The organism is Microtetraspora malaysiensis (assembly GCF_050947145.1).
Classification (GTDB): domain Bacteria; phylum Actinomycetota; class Actinomycetes; order Streptosporangiales; family Streptosporangiaceae; genus Microtetraspora_A; species Microtetraspora_A malaysiensis.
The window spans coordinates 5,616,865-5,633,843 of the sequence record NZ_CP191998.1; the positions used below are offsets into that span (position 1 = coordinate 5,616,865).

The following is a 16,979-nucleotide window of genomic DNA, read 5'->3' on the forward strand; positions in this document are numbered from 1 at the left end:
GCGGGGGCGAAGCGGGCAACTGATCTATTTCGCGGCCAGCGTGGAAGGAGCGAATCCGAACGTGCGCGAGAAGGCCGCGGTGAACGACGCCGGCGAGGAGTAGCCCAGGCGGCTCGCGACCTGAGTGATCGTGGACGTGCGGAGCAGCGGCACCGAGGCGACAAGCCGAGCGCGCGTCCGCCAGGCGGCCGGACTGATGCCCGTCTCACGACGGAAGCGGCGGGTGAAGGCGCGCTCGCTCATGACCAGGCGGCGCGCCCAGTCCTCATTGGTGATCTGGACATCAGGGTCGGCGAGGTACTCGCGGCAGAGGTCCGTCAGGTCCGGCGACGAGGGCAGCCCGACGTGGAGCGGCACCGGGCTCAGGCGGGTGATCTCGTGCAGCAACAGTGCCGCGATCGCCCCCTCGCGGCCGGCGAGGTCGTACTCGGCCTCGAAGTCGACGGCGACGAGCAACAGCTCACGGAGAAGAGGGGTGACGTCGACGACGGTGCACACGTGGGGCCACCAGGGCGCCGCGTCCGGCTCGATGTAGAGGCTGCGGGTGCTGACGTCGAGCATCCTGACGCGGTGGCGGGTGTCCGCCGGGATGAGGACGGCGCGGTCGGTCGGCACCGTCCACGTCCCGTCGTCGGTCTCGACGATCATCACTCCCCTGGCGCCGTACAGGAACTGCGCGCGCCGATGCCGATGCCAGTCGAGAACCTGTCCCGGGGCGTAGTCCGTCCCGATGGGCAGCACGGCCCTCGCGACCCGATCGACGTCGGCGAGTTGAACGTTCCGCACCCGCCCAGCTTAGTGGCTGACTATCGAAATATATGGGCCGTGCTTCGATTGTCCGCCAGGAGCAGACGTTGCTTGACTCGTGACTCGTGAGCGTCCTCGTGCTGGCCGGGATCGGCCTTCTCACCGGCCTGACCACCGTGCTGTTCGGATTCGGCGGCGGGTTCGTCACCGTTCCGGTCATCGTGTGGGCCGACGCACGTCTTGGCGCCGACGCGGCCCATGTCGCGGTCGCGACATCCGCCGTGGTCATGATCTTCAACGCGTGCGTCGCGACCGTCGCGACCGACCGCGCCGTCCTGAGTCTGCTGCGCCGGAGCAAGCCCCTGCTGGCCCTCCTCGCCGCCGGTGGCGCGATCGGCGCCCTCGCGACCCGATGGACCCCCGCGTTCGTGACGCAGTGGGCCTTCGTCGCCTACCTCGTCGCCACGATCGTCGACGTACTCGTGCGGCCCGGCTTCCTGCACCGCCGGGCGGAAAGCGCGGTCACGGGCTCCGGCCGCGGAGAGGAGGCCGGTCGTATCCGTGCCGCGCTCGGCATTCCCATCGGCGCGACGGCGTCGTTCCTCGGTGTCGGGGGCAGCGTCATGACCGTTCCCCTGCTTCGCCGGCTGGGCCATGACATGCGCACGGCCACCACGCTGGCCAACCCGCTGACACTCGCCGTCGCGATGCCGGCGCTCGTCCTCTTCGGCGCGGAGAACTTCGGCGCGGCGAACGCGGGGAGCCCCGCGTTCGCGGGCGTCTTCCTCTATGGCCCGGTCGACCTCGGCGCCGCCGCGGCGCTCCTCGCCGGCGCCCTGCCGGTGATCGTCGTCATGCGCCGTCGTCCGCCGCGAATCTCCGACCGGCTCCACGCATGGAGCTACCTGGCGCTTCTCGTTCTCGTCACCGCCACGATGGCCGTCCTCTCCCTCGGCGACGCCTGACGGAGGCACCCCGAGGGCTTGGGTGCGCCGGCGCACGGGGACGTGCGGTGAGTACCCGCACTGGTCAGCGCCCCGCCCGAGTCACACACGCTGCCCCATCATGAGGCTCAATAAAAAACAGCAACGGAGGGTTGCTGATATCTTAACTCCCTCTTACTGTGATCCCAGTCGCTCGTCGAACGAAGGAGATCGCAGTGCCCCCCAGTCACGATCCTCGACCGGCCGGCTGGCGAGTCGGCGCCGACATCGGCGGCACGTTCACCGATGTCATCGCGCTGGGTCCGGCCGGAGAGGTCGTCCCGATGAAGGTTCCGTCCACCCCGCCCGATTACGGCGCGGGCGTGGTGACGGCGACTACCGCCGTGCTTTCCTCGGCCGGGGCCCAGCCGGAGGACGTGGTCGCGATGCTGCATGGCACGACCGTGGCCACCAACGCGATCCTGTCGATGAGCGGCGTCCGCACCGCGGTGGTCACGACCCGCGGTTTCCGCGACGTGCTGGAGATCGGGCGCCTGCGCCGGCCGGTGCTCTACGACCTGTCATGGTCCAAGCCCGAGCCCCTCGCCCGACGGCGGAATCGGTACGAGCTCGACCAGCGGATCACGGCCGACGGACGTCTCGACCCGCCGGCCGGTGAAGACGAGGTTCGCACGGTGGCCGCGCGGCTGCGTGCGGACGGAATCGAAGCGGTGGCCGTGTGCCTGCTCAACTCCTATGTCCGCCCTGATGAGGAGCGGCGCGTCGCCGAGCTGTTGCGAGCCGAACTGCCCGGTGTGTACGTCACGGCGTCGGTCGACGTTTCTCCGCAGCCGCACGAGTTCGAGCGCACGAGCACCGCGACGGTCAATGCCTATGTCGGCCCCGCCGTGCACGGTTACCTCACCCGTCTGGAAGCAGGGTTGCGGGCCGAGAAGGTGAGCGCGCCGCTGCTGGTCATGCAATCCAGCGGAGGGCTGCTCGATGCGGCCTCGGTCGCGCAACGGCCGGTGCAGATCATCGAGTCCGGTCCCGCGGCCGGTGTCACCGCCGTGCAGAAGCTCGCTCAGCTGATGGGCCTGTCCACAGTGGTCGCGTTCGACATGGGAGGGACCACGGCGAAGGCGTCCCTGATCGAGCACGGCGAACCGTTCGTCTCGGCCGACTACGAGGTCGGGGGCGGCATGAACGGCGCCCGTGGCCTCAGCTCCGGCGCCGGGTATCCGGTTCGGGCACCGTCGATCGACATCGCCGAGGTCGGTTCCGGAGGCGGCAGCATCATCTCCGTCGACGCGGCGGGCGCGCTCCATGTGGGGCCTGCCAGCGCGGGTTCGCGCCCTGGCCCTGCCTGTTACGGCCAGGGCGGTGAGCTGCCGACCCTGACCGACGCCAATGTGACCCTCGGATACCTCAGCCCGCAGGCGCTCGCCGGTGGCCGCGTGGCGATTCATCCGAGTCTGGCCGCGAAGGCGCTGTCACCGGTGGCCGAGCAGCTTGGTGACGACGTGCCGGGTACCGCGCGCGGCGCGTACCAGGTGGCGGTGTCGAACATGACGACCGCGGTCAAGGCAGTGACCAGCGAACGGGGCCGTGACCCGCGGGAGGCCACCATGGTCGCTTTCGGTGGCGCGGGCCCTCTCTACGCCGCCGCGCTGGCCCGCGAGCTGGGCATCTCGACCGTGATCGTGCCGGTGCATCCGGGCCTGTTCAGCAGCCTGGGCCTGCTCGTGGCCGACACCGAACGCCACGAACTCACCCCGTACCGGCCCGAGTACGCCGAGGTGAGCGCGCTCGCCGCGGAGTTCGCGCGGCTGTCCGCGAAGGTGAGCGGAGAGCTGGGAGCGGACGCCGTCGTGGATCGGCTCCTGGACATGCGCTACCGCGGCCAGCGATTCGAACTGCGGATCCGGGTGCCCGACGGCGACCTCACCGACGACCTGCTCGCCGAGACGCGGGCGCGGTTCCACGCCGAGCACAAGCGCACCTACGGCCGGGCCGGCACGGACGAACTGGTAGAGCTGGTCAACCTCCGGGTACGCGGCCGGCTGCTCACCTCGGTGTCCATCGAGGACGTGCTGAGCCTTCCCGTCGTCGGCGGCGACGAGGCCACCACCCGCGAATGCCGGTTCGCCGAGACCGTGCCCACGCCCGTCGTGGGGCGGTCCGACCTCGGCGCCGAGCCCGTCGAGGGACCGATGGTCATCGAGGACATGGACGCCACCACCCTCGTCCCACCCGGTGCCCGGGCACACCGCGACCGGTTCAACAACATCGTCATCACCTGGGGTGCCTCATGATCCGCGATGCCGTGACCTTCGAGGTCTTCCGCAATGCCGTCACCGGGATCGCCGACGAGATGGCGATCACGATCCTGCGCACGGCGCACTCGCAGCTCGTCGCGTCCAGCATGGACTTCTCCGCCGCTCTGTGCGACGCCCACGGCAGGGTGATCGCCCAGGCCAACACCCTGCCCGTACACCTGGGTTCCATTCCGGACGCGATGGAGGCGATCTTCGACGAGTTCGGCGACCGGATCCGGCCGGGAGACGTCTACCTGCTCAATGACCCGTCCCTGGGCGGCATGCACCTGCCCGACATCTTCGCGGTCGCCCCGGTGTTCGCCGGAGAAGACCTCCTGGGCTTCGCGGTGACGGTCGTCAACCACACCGACGTCGGCGGCTGGGCGGCCGGTTCGATGGCCGTGCAGTCGACGAGCATCTTCGCCGAAGGGGTGCAGATCCCGCCGTCGCGCCTGATCGAGGCCGGCACCATGAACGAGACGTTCCTGCGGCTGATCCTGCGCAACGTCCGCGAACCCGAGCTGCTGCGCGGCGACCTCGAATCCCAGCTGGCGGCCTGCCACACCGGGGCCGAAGGCCTGCGCGCCCTCGCGGCGCGACACGGTGTCGAACGCCTCACCGGCCTCGTCGACGAGCTGCTCGACTACTCCGAAACCCTGCTGCGCGCCGCGCTCGCCGAGGCCGTCCCCGGCACGTACGAGTTCATCGACCACATCGACGACGACGGCCTCGGGTCCGGGCCGATCCCGATCCACGTGAAGGCCACGCTGTCCGAGTCCGGGATAGAGATCGACTTCACCGGCTCCTCACCGCAGGTCGACTCCGCGCTCAACGCGACGGCCTCGTTCACCCGCTCCGCCGTCTACGCCGCCCTGCAGGGTGTCCTCGCCTCGGACATCCCGGCCAACAGCGGCTTCTACCGGCCGTTCAGTTTCGTCATCCCGGAAGCCTCCATCCTCAACGGGCAGCGGCCTGCCGCGCGCGGCGCCCGCGGGCTCGTCGGCTTCCGGATCATCGACGCGGTTCTCGGGGCGCTCGCCCCGGTGTTCCCCACCCGGGTGCCCGCCGCCGGCGAAGGCGGACCCGACGGGATCGCGATCGGCCTTGTCGGGCCGGACGGGGAGTCCATGGTCCTGTGGGATCCCCTGGCCGGAGCGTGGGGTGCCCGTCCCGACCGCGACGGCGTGGACGGGATCAGCTCGCTGGGCGCGAACCTGACCAATACGCCGGTCGAGGAGCTGGAACGCTCCGGTCACATCCGCATCGACGGTTACGGCTACCTCCCCGACAGCGGCGGAGCGGGTCGCTGGCGCGGTGGCCTGGCGACCTTCCGGGACATGACGGTGCTGGCGCCCGAGGCCAGCGTGCAGATCAGGTCCGACCGGCGGAAGTTCCTGCCCTACGGGCTGGCCGGCGGTGCGCAGGGGACCCCCTCGCTCAACGTGCTCGACCTCGGCGGACCCGGTGAACGCGTGCTGGAGTCCAAACCGCACTTCGTGATGACCGCGGGAACCCGTCACCGGCATGTGACCGCCGGCGGGGGTGGCCACGGTATCCCCTTCGAGCGCGTCCCGGAACGGGTCCTCGAAGACGTCCTCGACGGCAAGGTAACCCACGAGGGAGCCGAACGGGACTACGGCGTCGTGATCACCGAAGACGGCGTGATCGACGCGAGCGCCACCGCCAGGTTGCGTGGCCAGGCGCGGTAAAGGCTACTACCGGTCCAAAAAGACATGCGCGGTCCAGCACCTGGTCGAGCTCGGGTCCGCGCCGTGATCCCATCCGTACTGACCGATTGGACTTTCTCCCCCCATGAGTTCAAACGTCGCGACCACCCAGAGCGCGGTCACACCCCGCACCTGGCGCAAGGTTGGCATCCGGATCATCCCGCTGGTCGGCCTCGCCTACGTGGCGAGCTACATCGACCGCGCCAACGTCGGCTACATCGCTGCCCCCATGTCGCGTGACATGCACCTCGGCAGCAGCCAGATCGGCCTCGCCGCCGGACTGTTCTTCATCGGCTACGTCCTGTTCGAAGTGCCGAGCAACATGATGCTGAGCCGGTTCGGCGCACGGAAATGGATCGCCCGGATCATGATCACGTGGGGACTGGTCACGGCGGCGACCGCGGCCGTGAACTCCCCGGCCACGCTGTACATCGCGCGGCTCCTGCTCGGGTTCGCCGAAGCCGGTCTGGCCGCCGGGATCCTGCTCTACCTGACGTTCTGGTTCCCACGCCGCCAGCGTTCCTGGGCGCTGTCGACCTTCATCATGATGATCCCACTGTCCTCGATCGTCGGCTCTCCGCTGGCCGCCGCGCTGCTCGAGTGGGGCCAGCGACTGTTCGGGATCCCAGGCTGGCGGGCGCTGTTCCTCGTCGAGGGCGTCCTGACGATCGTCGTCAGCATCCTGATCTTCTTCTTCCTGCCCAACCGCCCGGGAGACGCGCGCTGGCTCGATGACGAGGAGAAGGCCGCCATCCAGAACATCCTCGCCGCCGAGGCCGCCGAACAGCGCGCCCACGGGGCACTCACCGGGCTGCGCCAGGCGTTGACCAGCGGCCGGGTCTGGGCGATGGCCGTGACGTGGTTCGCGATCGCGTTCGGGCTCTATCCGCTGCAGTTCTTCCTGCCCACGATGATCAGGTCCATCACGCACAGCATGGGTGACTCCGCCGACGTCAGCAGTGTGCTGCTGTCCGCGATCCCCTACGCGGTGGCGGTGGTCGCCCTGCTCACCTGGGCTCGCTTCGCCGCGCGCCGGACGGCGGTCACGGCCACGGTCGTGCCGATGGCCCTCGGTGTGGTGGGGCTGCTGCTGGCGACCTTCACCAGCAGCGGCACGCTGTTCGTGCTCGCGGTCTGCCTGAGTGTCGCCGGGATCATCACCGCGATGCCCCAGTTCTGGCGGATACCGGCGATCGGCCTGACCGAAGCGGCCGCCGCCTCCGGCATCGCACTGATCAACTCTGTCAGTAATATCAGCGGATTCGTCGGTCCCTACTTCACCGGGACCATCGCGTCCGCGACCGGCAGCTTCACCTACGCGCTGCTGGCCATCGCAATCATCATGGCCGCCGGACTGGCTGTCCTGCTCACCGCGGGGCGCCGGATGGAGCGGCTGGACTGGAGCATCTCATGACCACTGCATTGATCATCGGCGACGTCCAACAGGGCATCACGGGCAGCTACCCGTTCGCCAGGCAGGTCCTGCCGCCGCTCACCGAACTGCTCCCGCGCGCCCGCGCCGCCGGTGTGCTCGTTGTGTTCGTGCACTTCGCCTTCCGGGACAACGGGGCCGACCTGCCGCCGGACAACGCGTTGTACCGGTCGTTCTACGACGCCGGGGACGCCTTCCACGAGGGGTCGGCCGGACCCGAGATCGATCTGCCGGTCGCCGACGAGGACGTCATCGTGCTGAAGCGCCGCGCCAGCGCGTTCGCCGGCACGGATCTCGACCTCGTGCTCCGCGCCCGCGGCGTCGACACTCTCGCGATCGCCGGAGTCGCGACCAGCGCGATGGTGACTGCGACGTGCTACGACGCGGCGGACCGTGGCTACCACGTGACCGTGCTGCGTGACGGTTGCGCCGACGGCGATCCGGCGATGCACGACTTCTTCATGGACACCGTCTTCCCCAGCCGGGGATTCGAGGTCGTGCCCTGCGCCGGGTGGCAGGGAGGGAAGGCGTGAACGCCGCGTTGCTGGACCGGCTCCGGACGGAGCTCGACGAACGCCGGGTGACCGCTGGGCTGCGCCGCGACCTCGTGGTCTCGGGCGCCCAGGGGCCGACGCTCGGCGTGGCCGGCGAGACGCTCGTGAACTTCGCCTCCAACGACTACCTCGGGCTCGCCGGCGATCCGGAGGTCCTCGATTCGGCGCGGCGGGCGCTGCGCGACATGGGGCTCGGGGTGTCAGCGGGACGCGTGCTCTGCGGCACGCGGGCGATCCACGGCGAGCTCGAGGCGGGCATCGCCGAGCTGGTCGGAGCCGAGGACGCCGTGCTCTACAACTCGTGCTTCGACGCGAACCTCGGTGTCTTCGACGCCCTGCTCGGCCCGGACGACGTCGTCCTCAGTGACGCGCTCAATCACGCCAGCCTGATCGACGGCATCCGTCTGACGCGGGCCCGGCGGCGCGTCTTCGCGCACGCCGACCTCGACGAACTCGAGCGGCTCCTCGCCGAGAGCGCGGAGGCGCGCCACCGGCTCATCGTCACCGACGGCGTCTTCAGCATGGACGGCGACGTCGCCGCGCTGCCCCGGCTCTCCGCGCTGGCGCAGCGCTACGACGCGGCGCTCATGGTCGACGACTCGCACGCCACGGGCGTGCTGGGCGCGACCGGCGCGGGCACCGCCGAGCACTACGGGCTGGAGGGCCGCGTCGACGTGCTGACGGGGACGCTCGGCAAGGCGCTGGGCGGCGGGGCCGGGGGTTTCGTGGCCGGCTCCCGTGCGGTCGTGGAGACGCTGCGCCAGGTCTCGCGTCCCTATATCTTCACCAACGCGATGGCTCCCCCGCTGGCCATGGCCGCGCTGGCGGCGATCCGCATCGCGCGGGGGCGTCCCGAGCTGCGGGAGCGCCTGGCCGCCAACACCGCCTGGCTCCGTGGGGCGTTGCGCGACCTCGGCTACGAGGTGTTGCCCGGGGAACACCCGATCATCCCCGTGATGCTGCGCGGCGGCACGCTGGCCCGTGACGTGGCGGCGGTGCTCCGCCGCGAGGGCGTCCTCGTCTTCGCGCTTTCGCATCCGGTCGTCCCGGCCGGAGAGGAGCGGATCCGGGTGCAGGTCTCGGCGTCGCACACGGCCGGCCAGCTCGAACTCGCGGCAGCCGCCTTCGGTCGCGCGCGCGCCGTCCTGGCCGGCTCATGACCGCCGCCGAGGGGCTCCGGGCGCCCACCAGTGCCGACAGTCGCGAACTCGAGGGCCGGGTCGCGATCGTGACCGGCGGCGCGCGCGGCATGGGCCTGGCGGCCGCGCACGCCCTGGCCCGCCGCGGAGCGACCGTCGCGGTGTTCGATCTCGCCGCGCCCGGTGCCAGCGAGCTGGCGTCGACGCTGGGGGTGGCGGCGGACCGCGTCCGGTCGGTCGCGGTGGACGTCACGGACGGCGACCAGGTCCACCGTGCGTTCGCCGCGCTGCTGGCGGAGCGATCACGGCTCGACATCCTGGTCAACGCGGCCGGCATCGCTCCGCCGACCGCGTTCGAGGACATCAGCGAGGCCGAATGGAACCGCGTGCTCGCGGTCAACGTGCACGGGACGTTCCTGTGCTGTCAGCAGGGGCTTCCCGCGATGCGCGGCGGCCGCTGGGGCCGCATCGTCAACTTCTCCTCCACCGCCGGCAAGACCATCAGCACCGCCGGTGGCGCCCATTACACGACGGCGAAGCACGGCGTCCTCGGGCTCACCCGGCACCTGGCGAAGGCCTACGGACCCGACGGGGTCACGGTGAACGCCGTCTGCCCCGGCCTCATCGACACGCCGATGGCCCGCGCCCTGCTGCCCGAAGAGGCGCTCGAACGCGCCACCCGGTCGTTCCCGGTGCCCCGCGTCGGGCAGCCCTGGGAGGTCGCCGAACTCGTCGCGTTCCTCGCCTCCGACCGCGCGGCGTACATCACGGGTGCGGCCATCGACATCAACGGCGGCGACCTGATCGTCTGATGCGACAGCACGCGGGCCGGTGCACGCGAGTACGAGCACGCGAAACACCGCCACCAGACCTACCGAGCACCCCGACGAGAAAGGTGAGCTCTCTGTGAGCACAGGGATAGTCAGGACGGTCCAGCACCGAATCGGCGGCCACGAGACCGCCGGCGAGTCGAGCCGCACCGCGCCGGTGTGGAACCCCGCGACCGGCGAACACCAGGCCAACGTGCTGCTGGCCGAGCCCGCGGACGTCGACGCCGCGGTGCAAGCGGCGCGGGCCGCCCTGCCGGGCTGGGCCGACACCTCCGTCATGCGCCGGTCGCGGTTGATGTTCGCCTTCCGCAATCTCGTCGAGAAGCACCTCGACGACCTCGCGCGGATCGTCTCCGCCGAGCACGGCAAGGTCCTCGATGACGCCAGAGGCGAGCTCATCCGCGGCCTGGAGGTGATCGACTTCGCCTGCGGGATCCCGCACCTCCTGAAGGGCGAGTACTCCGACCAGGTCTCGACCGACGTCGACCTCTTCTCGTTTCGCCAGCCACTCGGCGTCTGCGCCGGGATCACGCCGTTCAACTTCCCCGCGATGGTCCCGATGTGGATGCACCCGATCGCGATCGCGACCGGCAACACGTTCGTGCTCAAGCCCTCCGAGCGCGACCCGTCGGCGGCCAACTTCGTCGCCGAGCTCTACGCCGAAGCGGGCCTGCCCGACGGCGTCTTCAACGTCGTCCACGGCGACAAGGTCGCGGTCGACGCGATCCTCGACCACCCGGACATCGCCGCGGTGTCGTTCGTCGGCTCGACGCCGATCGCGCGGTACGTACACGAGCGCGCGACCGCGAGCGGCAAGCGCGTGCAGGCGCTCGGTGGCGCCAAGAACCACGCCGTCGTGCTGCCCGACGCCGACCTCGACTACGCCGCCGACCATCTGATCGCGGCCGGGTACGGCTCGGCGGGCCAGCGCTGTATGGCGATCTCGGTCGCCGTCGCGGTCGGCGACGTGGCCGAGCCGCTCGTCAAGCTCATGCGCGACAAGGCGCGGGCGATCAAGGTCGGGCCAGGGCTGGAGGCCGGGTCCGAGATGGGCCCGGTCGTATCGCCGGAGGCGCTCGAGCGGATCAGGGGTTACATCGGCTCCGGCGTCGACGCGGGCGCCGAACTCGTGGTCGACGGGCGCGAAATCGACGTCCAGGGCGGCGGCTTCTTCGTCGGCCCGACGTTGTTCGACCACGTCACGCCCGAGATGGACGTCTACCGCGACGAGATCTTCGGTCCTGTGCTCGTCGTCGTGCGCGTCGATTCGCTGGAGGAGGCGATCGACCTCATCAACGACAACACCTGGGCCAACGGCACGGCGATCTTCACCGCGGGCGGCCAGGCGGCCCGCCTCTTCCAGCGCTCCGTGCAGGTCGGGATGATCGGCGTCAACGTCCCGATCCCGGTGCCCATGGCCTTCTACTCGTTCGGCGGCTGGAAGCAGTCACTGTTCGGCGCCCATCACATGCACGGCCCCGAGGGCGTCGCGTTCTACACGCGCGCGAAGGCCGTCACCAGCCGCTGGCCCGAGGAGACGAAGGACGGCCCGCACGACCGCAGCCACCTCCACTTCCCCACGGCGGTCTGACCGGACGACCGGGCCCCCGGATCGGGCTTTCGCGACTTCTCAGGCACCGCCGGTGTACTCCCCGAACCCGACGGGGAACGGCTCCGACCTCGGGTACATCAAGGCGGTCGTCGGCACCGCGCTCGCGGACGGACAACCGGTGAATGAGGGCAGGCACGGTCGACGACCGTGCCTGCCCTCGCCAACTTCCCCGGTCGCGGCATTGATCGCGTGGTTCCGGGTGTCGCAATCACGACATGGCGGACAAACGGCACGCGCGACACCTGGCGCACCAGGCACGCCATCACCCACTCTCGTGACCACTTGTTGTTGCTACGAGAGGTTTCACCCCCATGCACTGGTCCGCCCATGTGATGGTGGCAGGAGTCACCACCGCCGCCCTGTTGAGCTCCCCGTTACCCGCAGCCGCGGCCGAGCCCGCCGGCGAGGGCGTCCACCGGGTCACGCTGATCACCGGGGACGTGGTGACCGTCAGGCAGGCCGAACCGGGCAGGCACGCGGTCGAGGTGAAGCCGGGGCCGGGCCGTGAGCGGATGGCGTTCACCACCACCGAGGAGAACGGCGAGCTGCGGGTCCTGCCCAACGACATCGTCCCCCTCCTGGCGGCCAAGCGGCTGGACCCCGGCCTGTTCTCGGTCACCCGGCTGATCGCCCAGGGGTACGACGACGCGAAGGCGGACAAGCTGCCGCTGCTCTTCCTCTACGACGGCTCCGCGCCGAAGAGCGCGACCGGGCCCGAGCTGGAGAGCGTCAACGGCCGGGTCCTCGCCGCCGACAAGCGCACGATCGGCCAGCTGTGGAAGTCGCTCGACAAGCGGGGGGCCGCCACGCTGTCGCAGGGCGTGACGAAGATCTGGCTGGACGCCAAGGTCAAGGCCACGCTCGACCACAGTGTGCCGCAGGTGGGCGCGCCGGAGGCGTGGCAGGCCGGGTTCGACGGCAAGGGCGTCAAGGTCGCCGTGCTGGACACCGGCGTCGACGCCACCCACCCCGACCTGGCCGGGCGCGTCAAGCAGACCAAGGTGTTCACCGATGAGCCGAGCGTCCAGGACGGCAACGGGCACGGCACCCACGTGGCCGCCACCATCGCGGGCGGCGACGGCAGGAAGGGCGTCGCTCCCGGCGCCGAGCTGATGGTCGGCAAGGTGCTCGACAACGACGGCTCGGGCACCCTGTCCGGCGTCATCGAGGGCATGGAGTGGGCCGCCGCCGAAGGCGCGTCGGTGATCAACATGAGCCTCGGCGGCGGCGCCACCGACGGCACCGACCCGCTCAGCCTCGCCGTCGACACCCTCACCGAGCGCACCGGCGCCCTGTTCGTGGTCGCGGCAGGCAACGACGGCGCGGCCTACTCCATCGGCACTCCCGGCGCGGCGACCTCGGCGCTGACCGTCGGCGCGGTCGACGGCACGGACGCACTCGCGCCGTTCTCCAGCCGGGGCCCGCGCCTGGACGACGCGCCCAAGCCCGACCTCACCGCCCCTGGCGTGGCCATCGTCGCGGCCCGCGCGGCGGGCACCACCATGGGTGAGCCGGTCGACGAGCGTTACACGGCCGCCTCCGGCACCTCGATGGCCACGCCGCATGTGGCCGGGGCCGCCGCGATCGTCAAGCAGCGCCACCCCGACTGGACGGCGAAGCAGATCAAGAACGCGCTGGTCGGCTCGGCCAAGCCCATCGCCGGCCAGCAGATCGACGACGCCGGCGCGGGCCGCCTGGACGTGGCCCGCGCGGTGCGCCAGGGCGTGACCGCGACCGGCGTGGTCGACCTCGGCAAGCACCAGCAGGGCGAGGGCCCGGCCACGGCCGAGGGCACCATCACCTACACCAACGGAACGGCCGCCCCGGTCACGCTGGAGCTGGCCGGCACCCTCGACGGGGCCGAGCTCAGCGCCACGACCGTGTCGGTCGCGGCGGGCGGCACCGCCGACGTCAAGGTCACGGTGGACCTGGCCACGCTCTCCTTCGGCCGGTACAGCGGGCTGGTCACTGCCACGGCGGGCGCGGAGCAGGTACACACCACGCTGGCGCTGACCTGGAAGGGGCCGCAGCACAAGGTCCACTTCACCGCCGTCGACGCCGCGGGCAAGCCGACCGGCACCGACACGCTGTCGATGTTCGGCGCGTCGCAGCTGGACGACGTCTTCACCTGGCTGCCCGAGGAAGGACTGACCGTGGAGGTGCCCGAGGGCACCTACATGACGCAGTCGCTCAACCTGGGCGGCGGCTGGGGCCGGACGCACCCGCGTGACGGCATGGTCGTCATCCCCGAGCTCAAGGTCGACCGCGACCTGGACGTGCTGCTCGACTTCCGCAAAACCACCCCGGTGACCATCAAGACCAAGGAACCCGCCGAGCAGGTGGGCATCTACACCTACTTCACCTATCGCGCGTTCGGCTCGCGCAAGATCTCCCAGGGCGTCATGAACTTCGACGTCATCGAGGGGCTCAACGTCTCACCGACCCAGCCGGTGCGTGACGGCTCGTTCGAGTTCGCGTCGCGCTGGCAGCTCGTCGCGCCGAAGCTCACCGCCCACGTGCCCGGTACGGGGCAGCCGTACTCGATGGGGTTCCTGGGCGGGTCGCCGGGCGTGGAGGGGCGGCACATGTGGTCGCTCGCCGACGGGGCGGCCGGGTCCAAGGGCAAGGCCGCGGTCATCCGCAGCGAGGACATCGACTGGGCCGACCCGTCCGCGGCCGCGATCAAGGCGGGAGCGGTCGCCGTGATCCTGGTGATGGCCCCCGACGACCCGTTCGGGCGTGGCTGGAAGCCGGTCGGCGCCGACCTGCCGATCCCGGCCCTGGTGGTCGCCAGCGACGACGGGCAGCCGATGCTGGAGCGGATCAAGAAGGGCAACGCGAAGCTTCAGGTCACGGGGATGATGAGCTCTCCCTACCTCTACGACGTCATGCAGGTCTCCGATGGCCGCGTGCCGGACAAGGTCGTGTATGAGGTGAACGACAGCAACACCGCGCGTGTTGCCACGACATATGCCGACAACGGGGGCTTCGCCTGGGCCAAGGAGCAGCGCTTCGGCTGGCGCCCCTGGCAGTCCTACTCGCTCGGCCAGCAGATGGAGACCCAGCGGATCGTGAAGACCCCGCTGAGCCGCACCGAATACGTCAGCGCCAACGGCTCCTTCTGGCAGCACCTCGTCAACCACCAGTACGTCTGGGACGACATGGGCCGGCTGCTCGACGGCATGACCGAGCAGCCGCGCACCTACCAGCCCGGCACGCGGACCAGCGAGAGCTGGCACGCCCCGGTGGTCCGCCCGGCGATCCCCGCCTGGATCAAGCCCTCCACCCGGGAGGGCGACACGATGGAGATCCGGATCCCCGAGTTCGTGGACTCCTCCGGTCACGTCTCCCGCACGGGCGTCGACAACGACACCGCGTCGGCCCGGTTCTTCCGCGACGGCACGCTGGTGGCGGAGCGCGACGCCGCCTGGGGCGCGTTCCCCGCGTCGCCGCAGGAGGCCACCTACCGGCTGGAACTCTCCACCACGCGCACCTCGGACGAGTGGACCACGGCGACCGCGACCGAGACGGCCTGGACGTTCCGCTCCAAGCCGGGCGATCGGGTGCTGCCGCTGCTGCAGGTCGACTATGACGTGCGCCCGGAGCGCCCCGGTCAGGTGGGCTTCGCCGTACGGCATCAGGAGGGCGTGAGCGGGGTGCGCGCGAAGGACCTGAAGCTGGAGCTGTCGTACGACGACGGCGCGACGTGGCGCGAGCAGCCGGTGATCGAGCTCGGCGGCGGACGCTACAGCGCGCCCGTCCTGCGTCCGCACCCGTCGCTGCGGGTCACCGCCACCGACTCGGCCGGCAACACGGTCAGGCAGACGGTGATCAGGGCCTATTGATCGGTTAGAGCCAGTTCTCGCGGGCGGCGTGCCAGGCCAGTTGCATCCGGGTCTGCGCACCCGCCCGCTCCATCAGGTAGGCGATCCTGCGCTGTACCGTGCGATGCGAGATCTTGAGCTGGGTGGCGATCGATTTGTCCGGAACGCCCGCGACCAGCAGCGACAGCAGGTAGAGATGGTCGGCGTCGAGCGGACTGCCCGGACTGGTGAGGCTGACCGGCGTGGCTCGCTCCCACAGGCTCTCGAACAGGGCCTTGAGGGCGTCGAGCAGGCTGCTGGGCCTGATCAGCGCGGCGGTGAGCTGGGTCAGGCCGTCAGTGTGCTGGATGAGCGGGAGCACCCCGAGCTCGCCGTCCGCGATGATCATCCGCACCGGCAGGACGGGCAGCGCGCGAGCCTGCTCCCCCAGGGTGATGCCGTCGGCGAGGTTGACCAGCATGCCGGGTTCCTCCAGCAACGCCCCTTCGTAGATGACGCGGAAGCCGACGCCGCGCCGCAGCGCCGCGAGCTCCTCGGTGTTCTCCTGCGACGTCATCGCCACGTGCCCGGCCCGGCAGAAGCTGAGCACCTCGTGCCGGGCTCCGTCCTGCAGCAGCCGGAGCTGCTCGCGCAGCGCCGTGCGGCTGGTGATCACCTCGATGAGCTGTGCCGCCTCGCGGCGCCGCGCGTGCGCGAGGTACTCCCCCGTGAGCTGCTCCATGGCATGCCGCGCCCGGTCGACCTCGGCCTGCCGCCGGTGCAGCCGGGCCGCGAGCGCGACGTCGGGCGCGACCGCCGTGAACCGGCCGGGATCTCCCGGCACGACTCGCGCCAGCCCCTTGGCCAGCAGCGAGCCGAGCGCCTGCCGCGCGACCTCGGCCGCCACGCCCAGTTCCTCGGCCAGGGCGTCGGACTCGACCTCGGTGGTCCTGACCAGTAGCCGGTAGGCGGCTTCCTCCTCCGCGCCCAGCCCTGCCGCGCTCAGCACGTGCCGCACACGGCCCGATCCAGATTCACCCGGCCATTGTAGAGAGGAGCTGCCAGGTGATGGCCGGGGCAGCCCCGCCTCGGTGCCGGTGCTGTTGCCGGTCAGGCCGGCGGGAGCGGCGGCGCCGGCAGCTCAATGTGCGCCCTGCTCACGGACGCACTCTTCGCCAGAACCTGAAGCACGTCGCGACGCACGCGCTCGCACCGCGCGCGCATCGCGTCCTGGGTGCCGTCCGCATCCCGCGCGCGCAGTCGCTCGACGATGGCCTCCAGTTCTCCGGGCGGGCTCGCGATGCCGGGAGCGATCAACGCGGCCATCCGCAGGACGCGCTCCAGCTCGTCGAGCACGTCGACGATCGCCTTGCCGAGACGGCTGTTGCCGCTGAAGTTGGCGATGATGCCCTCGAACTCGATCCCCGCCTGAAGCGACTCCTCTTGTTCCACTTCGCCCGCCGCGAGCGCGAAGGGCACCTTGGACAGCGCTTCGAGCCGCCCGAGCGCCGGCGCCGCGACGCCCAGGCGCGCCGCGGCGCCAGCGGCCTCACCGGACAGCAGCGACCGCAAGGCACAGAGGTCGTCGGTGTCCTGGAGTGTGATCGGGCTGACGACGTAGCCTGCGCGCGGAAGCGCGGTCACGAGCCCGTCGCGCCTCAACCGCGCGAGCGCCTCGCGTACGGGCGTCTTGCTGGTGCGCCATTGCTGCGCGAGCGACGTCTCAGTGAAGCTGCTGCCGGGCGGAAGCGTCAGGTCGATGATCTGCCGCCTGATCGCCCGGTAGGCCTGGCTCGTGCGGTCGAGGCCGGTCTCATCCCTGCCGACCAACAGCAGCGCGGGGATATGCGGCGTTCCGGTGACCACGCTATGGATATCGGACACCTCGTCAGGA

12 protein-coding genes are annotated in these 16,979 nt (G+C 70.7%); 9 read left to right on the forward strand and 3 right to left on the reverse strand.

Translation table 11 applies throughout. From position 1 onward, the window contains the following. Positions 1-24: 24 nt before the first annotated feature. Positions 25-786 carry an AraC family transcriptional regulator gene (locus ACQP1V_RS26570; protein ID WP_433412728.1) on the reverse strand — a complete coding sequence of 254 codons (762 nt, stop codon included), beginning with the start codon at positions 784-786 and terminating at the stop codon, positions 25-27. An 86-nt stretch (positions 787-872) separates the two neighbouring features. Here ACQP1V_RS26570 and ACQP1V_RS26575 point away from each other — a divergent pair, with 86 nt between their 5' ends. From ACQP1V_RS26575 to ACQP1V_RS26615, 9 genes are all read left to right on the forward strand, one after another. Beyond that, complete coding sequence (locus tag ACQP1V_RS26575; protein WP_433412730.1) at positions 873-1,712, forward strand: sulfite exporter TauE/SafE family protein; 840 nt, start codon at positions 873-875, stop codon at positions 1,710-1,712. A 194-nt stretch (positions 1,713-1,906) separates the two neighbouring features. Then, positions 1,907-3,985 (forward strand): hydantoinase/oxoprolinase family protein, encoded by a 2,079-nt coding sequence (locus tag ACQP1V_RS26580; RefSeq protein WP_433412732.1) that lies wholly within the window; start codon positions 1,907-1,909, stop codon positions 3,983-3,985. After that, the gene (locus ACQP1V_RS26585; protein WP_433412734.1) at positions 3,982-5,697 is read left to right on the forward strand and encodes a hydantoinase B/oxoprolinase family protein; all 1,716 of its coding nucleotides are present in this window, start codon (positions 3,982-3,984) and stop codon (positions 5,695-5,697) included. Before ACQP1V_RS26580 ends, ACQP1V_RS26585 begins: the two co-directional genes overlap by 4 nt. A gap of 103 nt (positions 5,698-5,800) precedes the next feature. Next, on the forward strand, positions 5,801-7,129 hold the full coding sequence (locus tag ACQP1V_RS26590) for an MFS transporter (RefSeq protein WP_433412736.1): 1,329 nt from the start codon (positions 5,801-5,803) through the stop codon (positions 7,127-7,129). Next, entirely contained in the window at positions 7,126-7,680 is a 555-nt protein-coding gene (locus tag ACQP1V_RS26595; RefSeq protein ID WP_433412738.1) for a cysteine hydrolase family protein, read from the forward strand. The genes ACQP1V_RS26590 and ACQP1V_RS26595 overlap by 4 nt, the downstream gene beginning before the upstream one ends. Further along, positions 7,677-8,861, forward strand: a complete 1,185-nt coding sequence (locus ACQP1V_RS26600; protein ID WP_433412740.1) for a glycine C-acetyltransferase — start codon at positions 7,677-7,679, stop codon at positions 8,859-8,861. The genes ACQP1V_RS26595 and ACQP1V_RS26600 overlap by 4 nt, the downstream gene beginning before the upstream one ends. Then, positions 8,858-9,652, forward strand: a complete 795-nt coding sequence (locus tag ACQP1V_RS26605; protein ID WP_387411916.1) for an SDR family NAD(P)-dependent oxidoreductase — start codon at positions 8,858-8,860, stop codon at positions 9,650-9,652. The genes ACQP1V_RS26600 and ACQP1V_RS26605 overlap by 4 nt, the downstream gene beginning before the upstream one ends. Positions 9,653-9,758: 106 nt before the next feature. Further along, entirely contained in the window at positions 9,759-11,261 is a 1,503-nt protein-coding gene (locus ACQP1V_RS26610) for a CoA-acylating methylmalonate-semialdehyde dehydrogenase (protein WP_433425949.1), read from the forward strand. Positions 11,262-11,593: 332 nt separating this feature from the next. Beyond that, positions 11,594-15,127: a S8 family peptidase gene (locus ACQP1V_RS26615; RefSeq protein WP_433412743.1), complete on the forward strand. Its 3,534-nt coding sequence runs from the start codon at positions 11,594-11,596 to the stop codon at positions 15,125-15,127. A gap of 4 nt (positions 15,128-15,131) precedes the next feature. On the opposite strand, the gene ACQP1V_RS26620 is transcribed toward ACQP1V_RS26615, so the two are convergent. Together ACQP1V_RS26620 and ACQP1V_RS26625 are read right to left on the reverse strand one after the other, a co-directional pair. Then, positions 15,132-16,103, reverse strand: a complete 972-nt coding sequence (locus ACQP1V_RS26620) for a helix-turn-helix domain-containing protein (protein ID WP_433412745.1) — start codon at positions 16,101-16,103, stop codon at positions 15,132-15,134. A 92-nt stretch (positions 16,104-16,195) separates the two neighbouring features. Beyond that, positions 16,196-16,969, reverse strand: coding sequence for a GntR family transcriptional regulator (locus ACQP1V_RS26625; RefSeq protein WP_433412747.1), 774 nt, complete (start codon positions 16,967-16,969; stop codon positions 16,196-16,198). Positions 16,970-16,979: the final 10 nt, after the last annotated feature.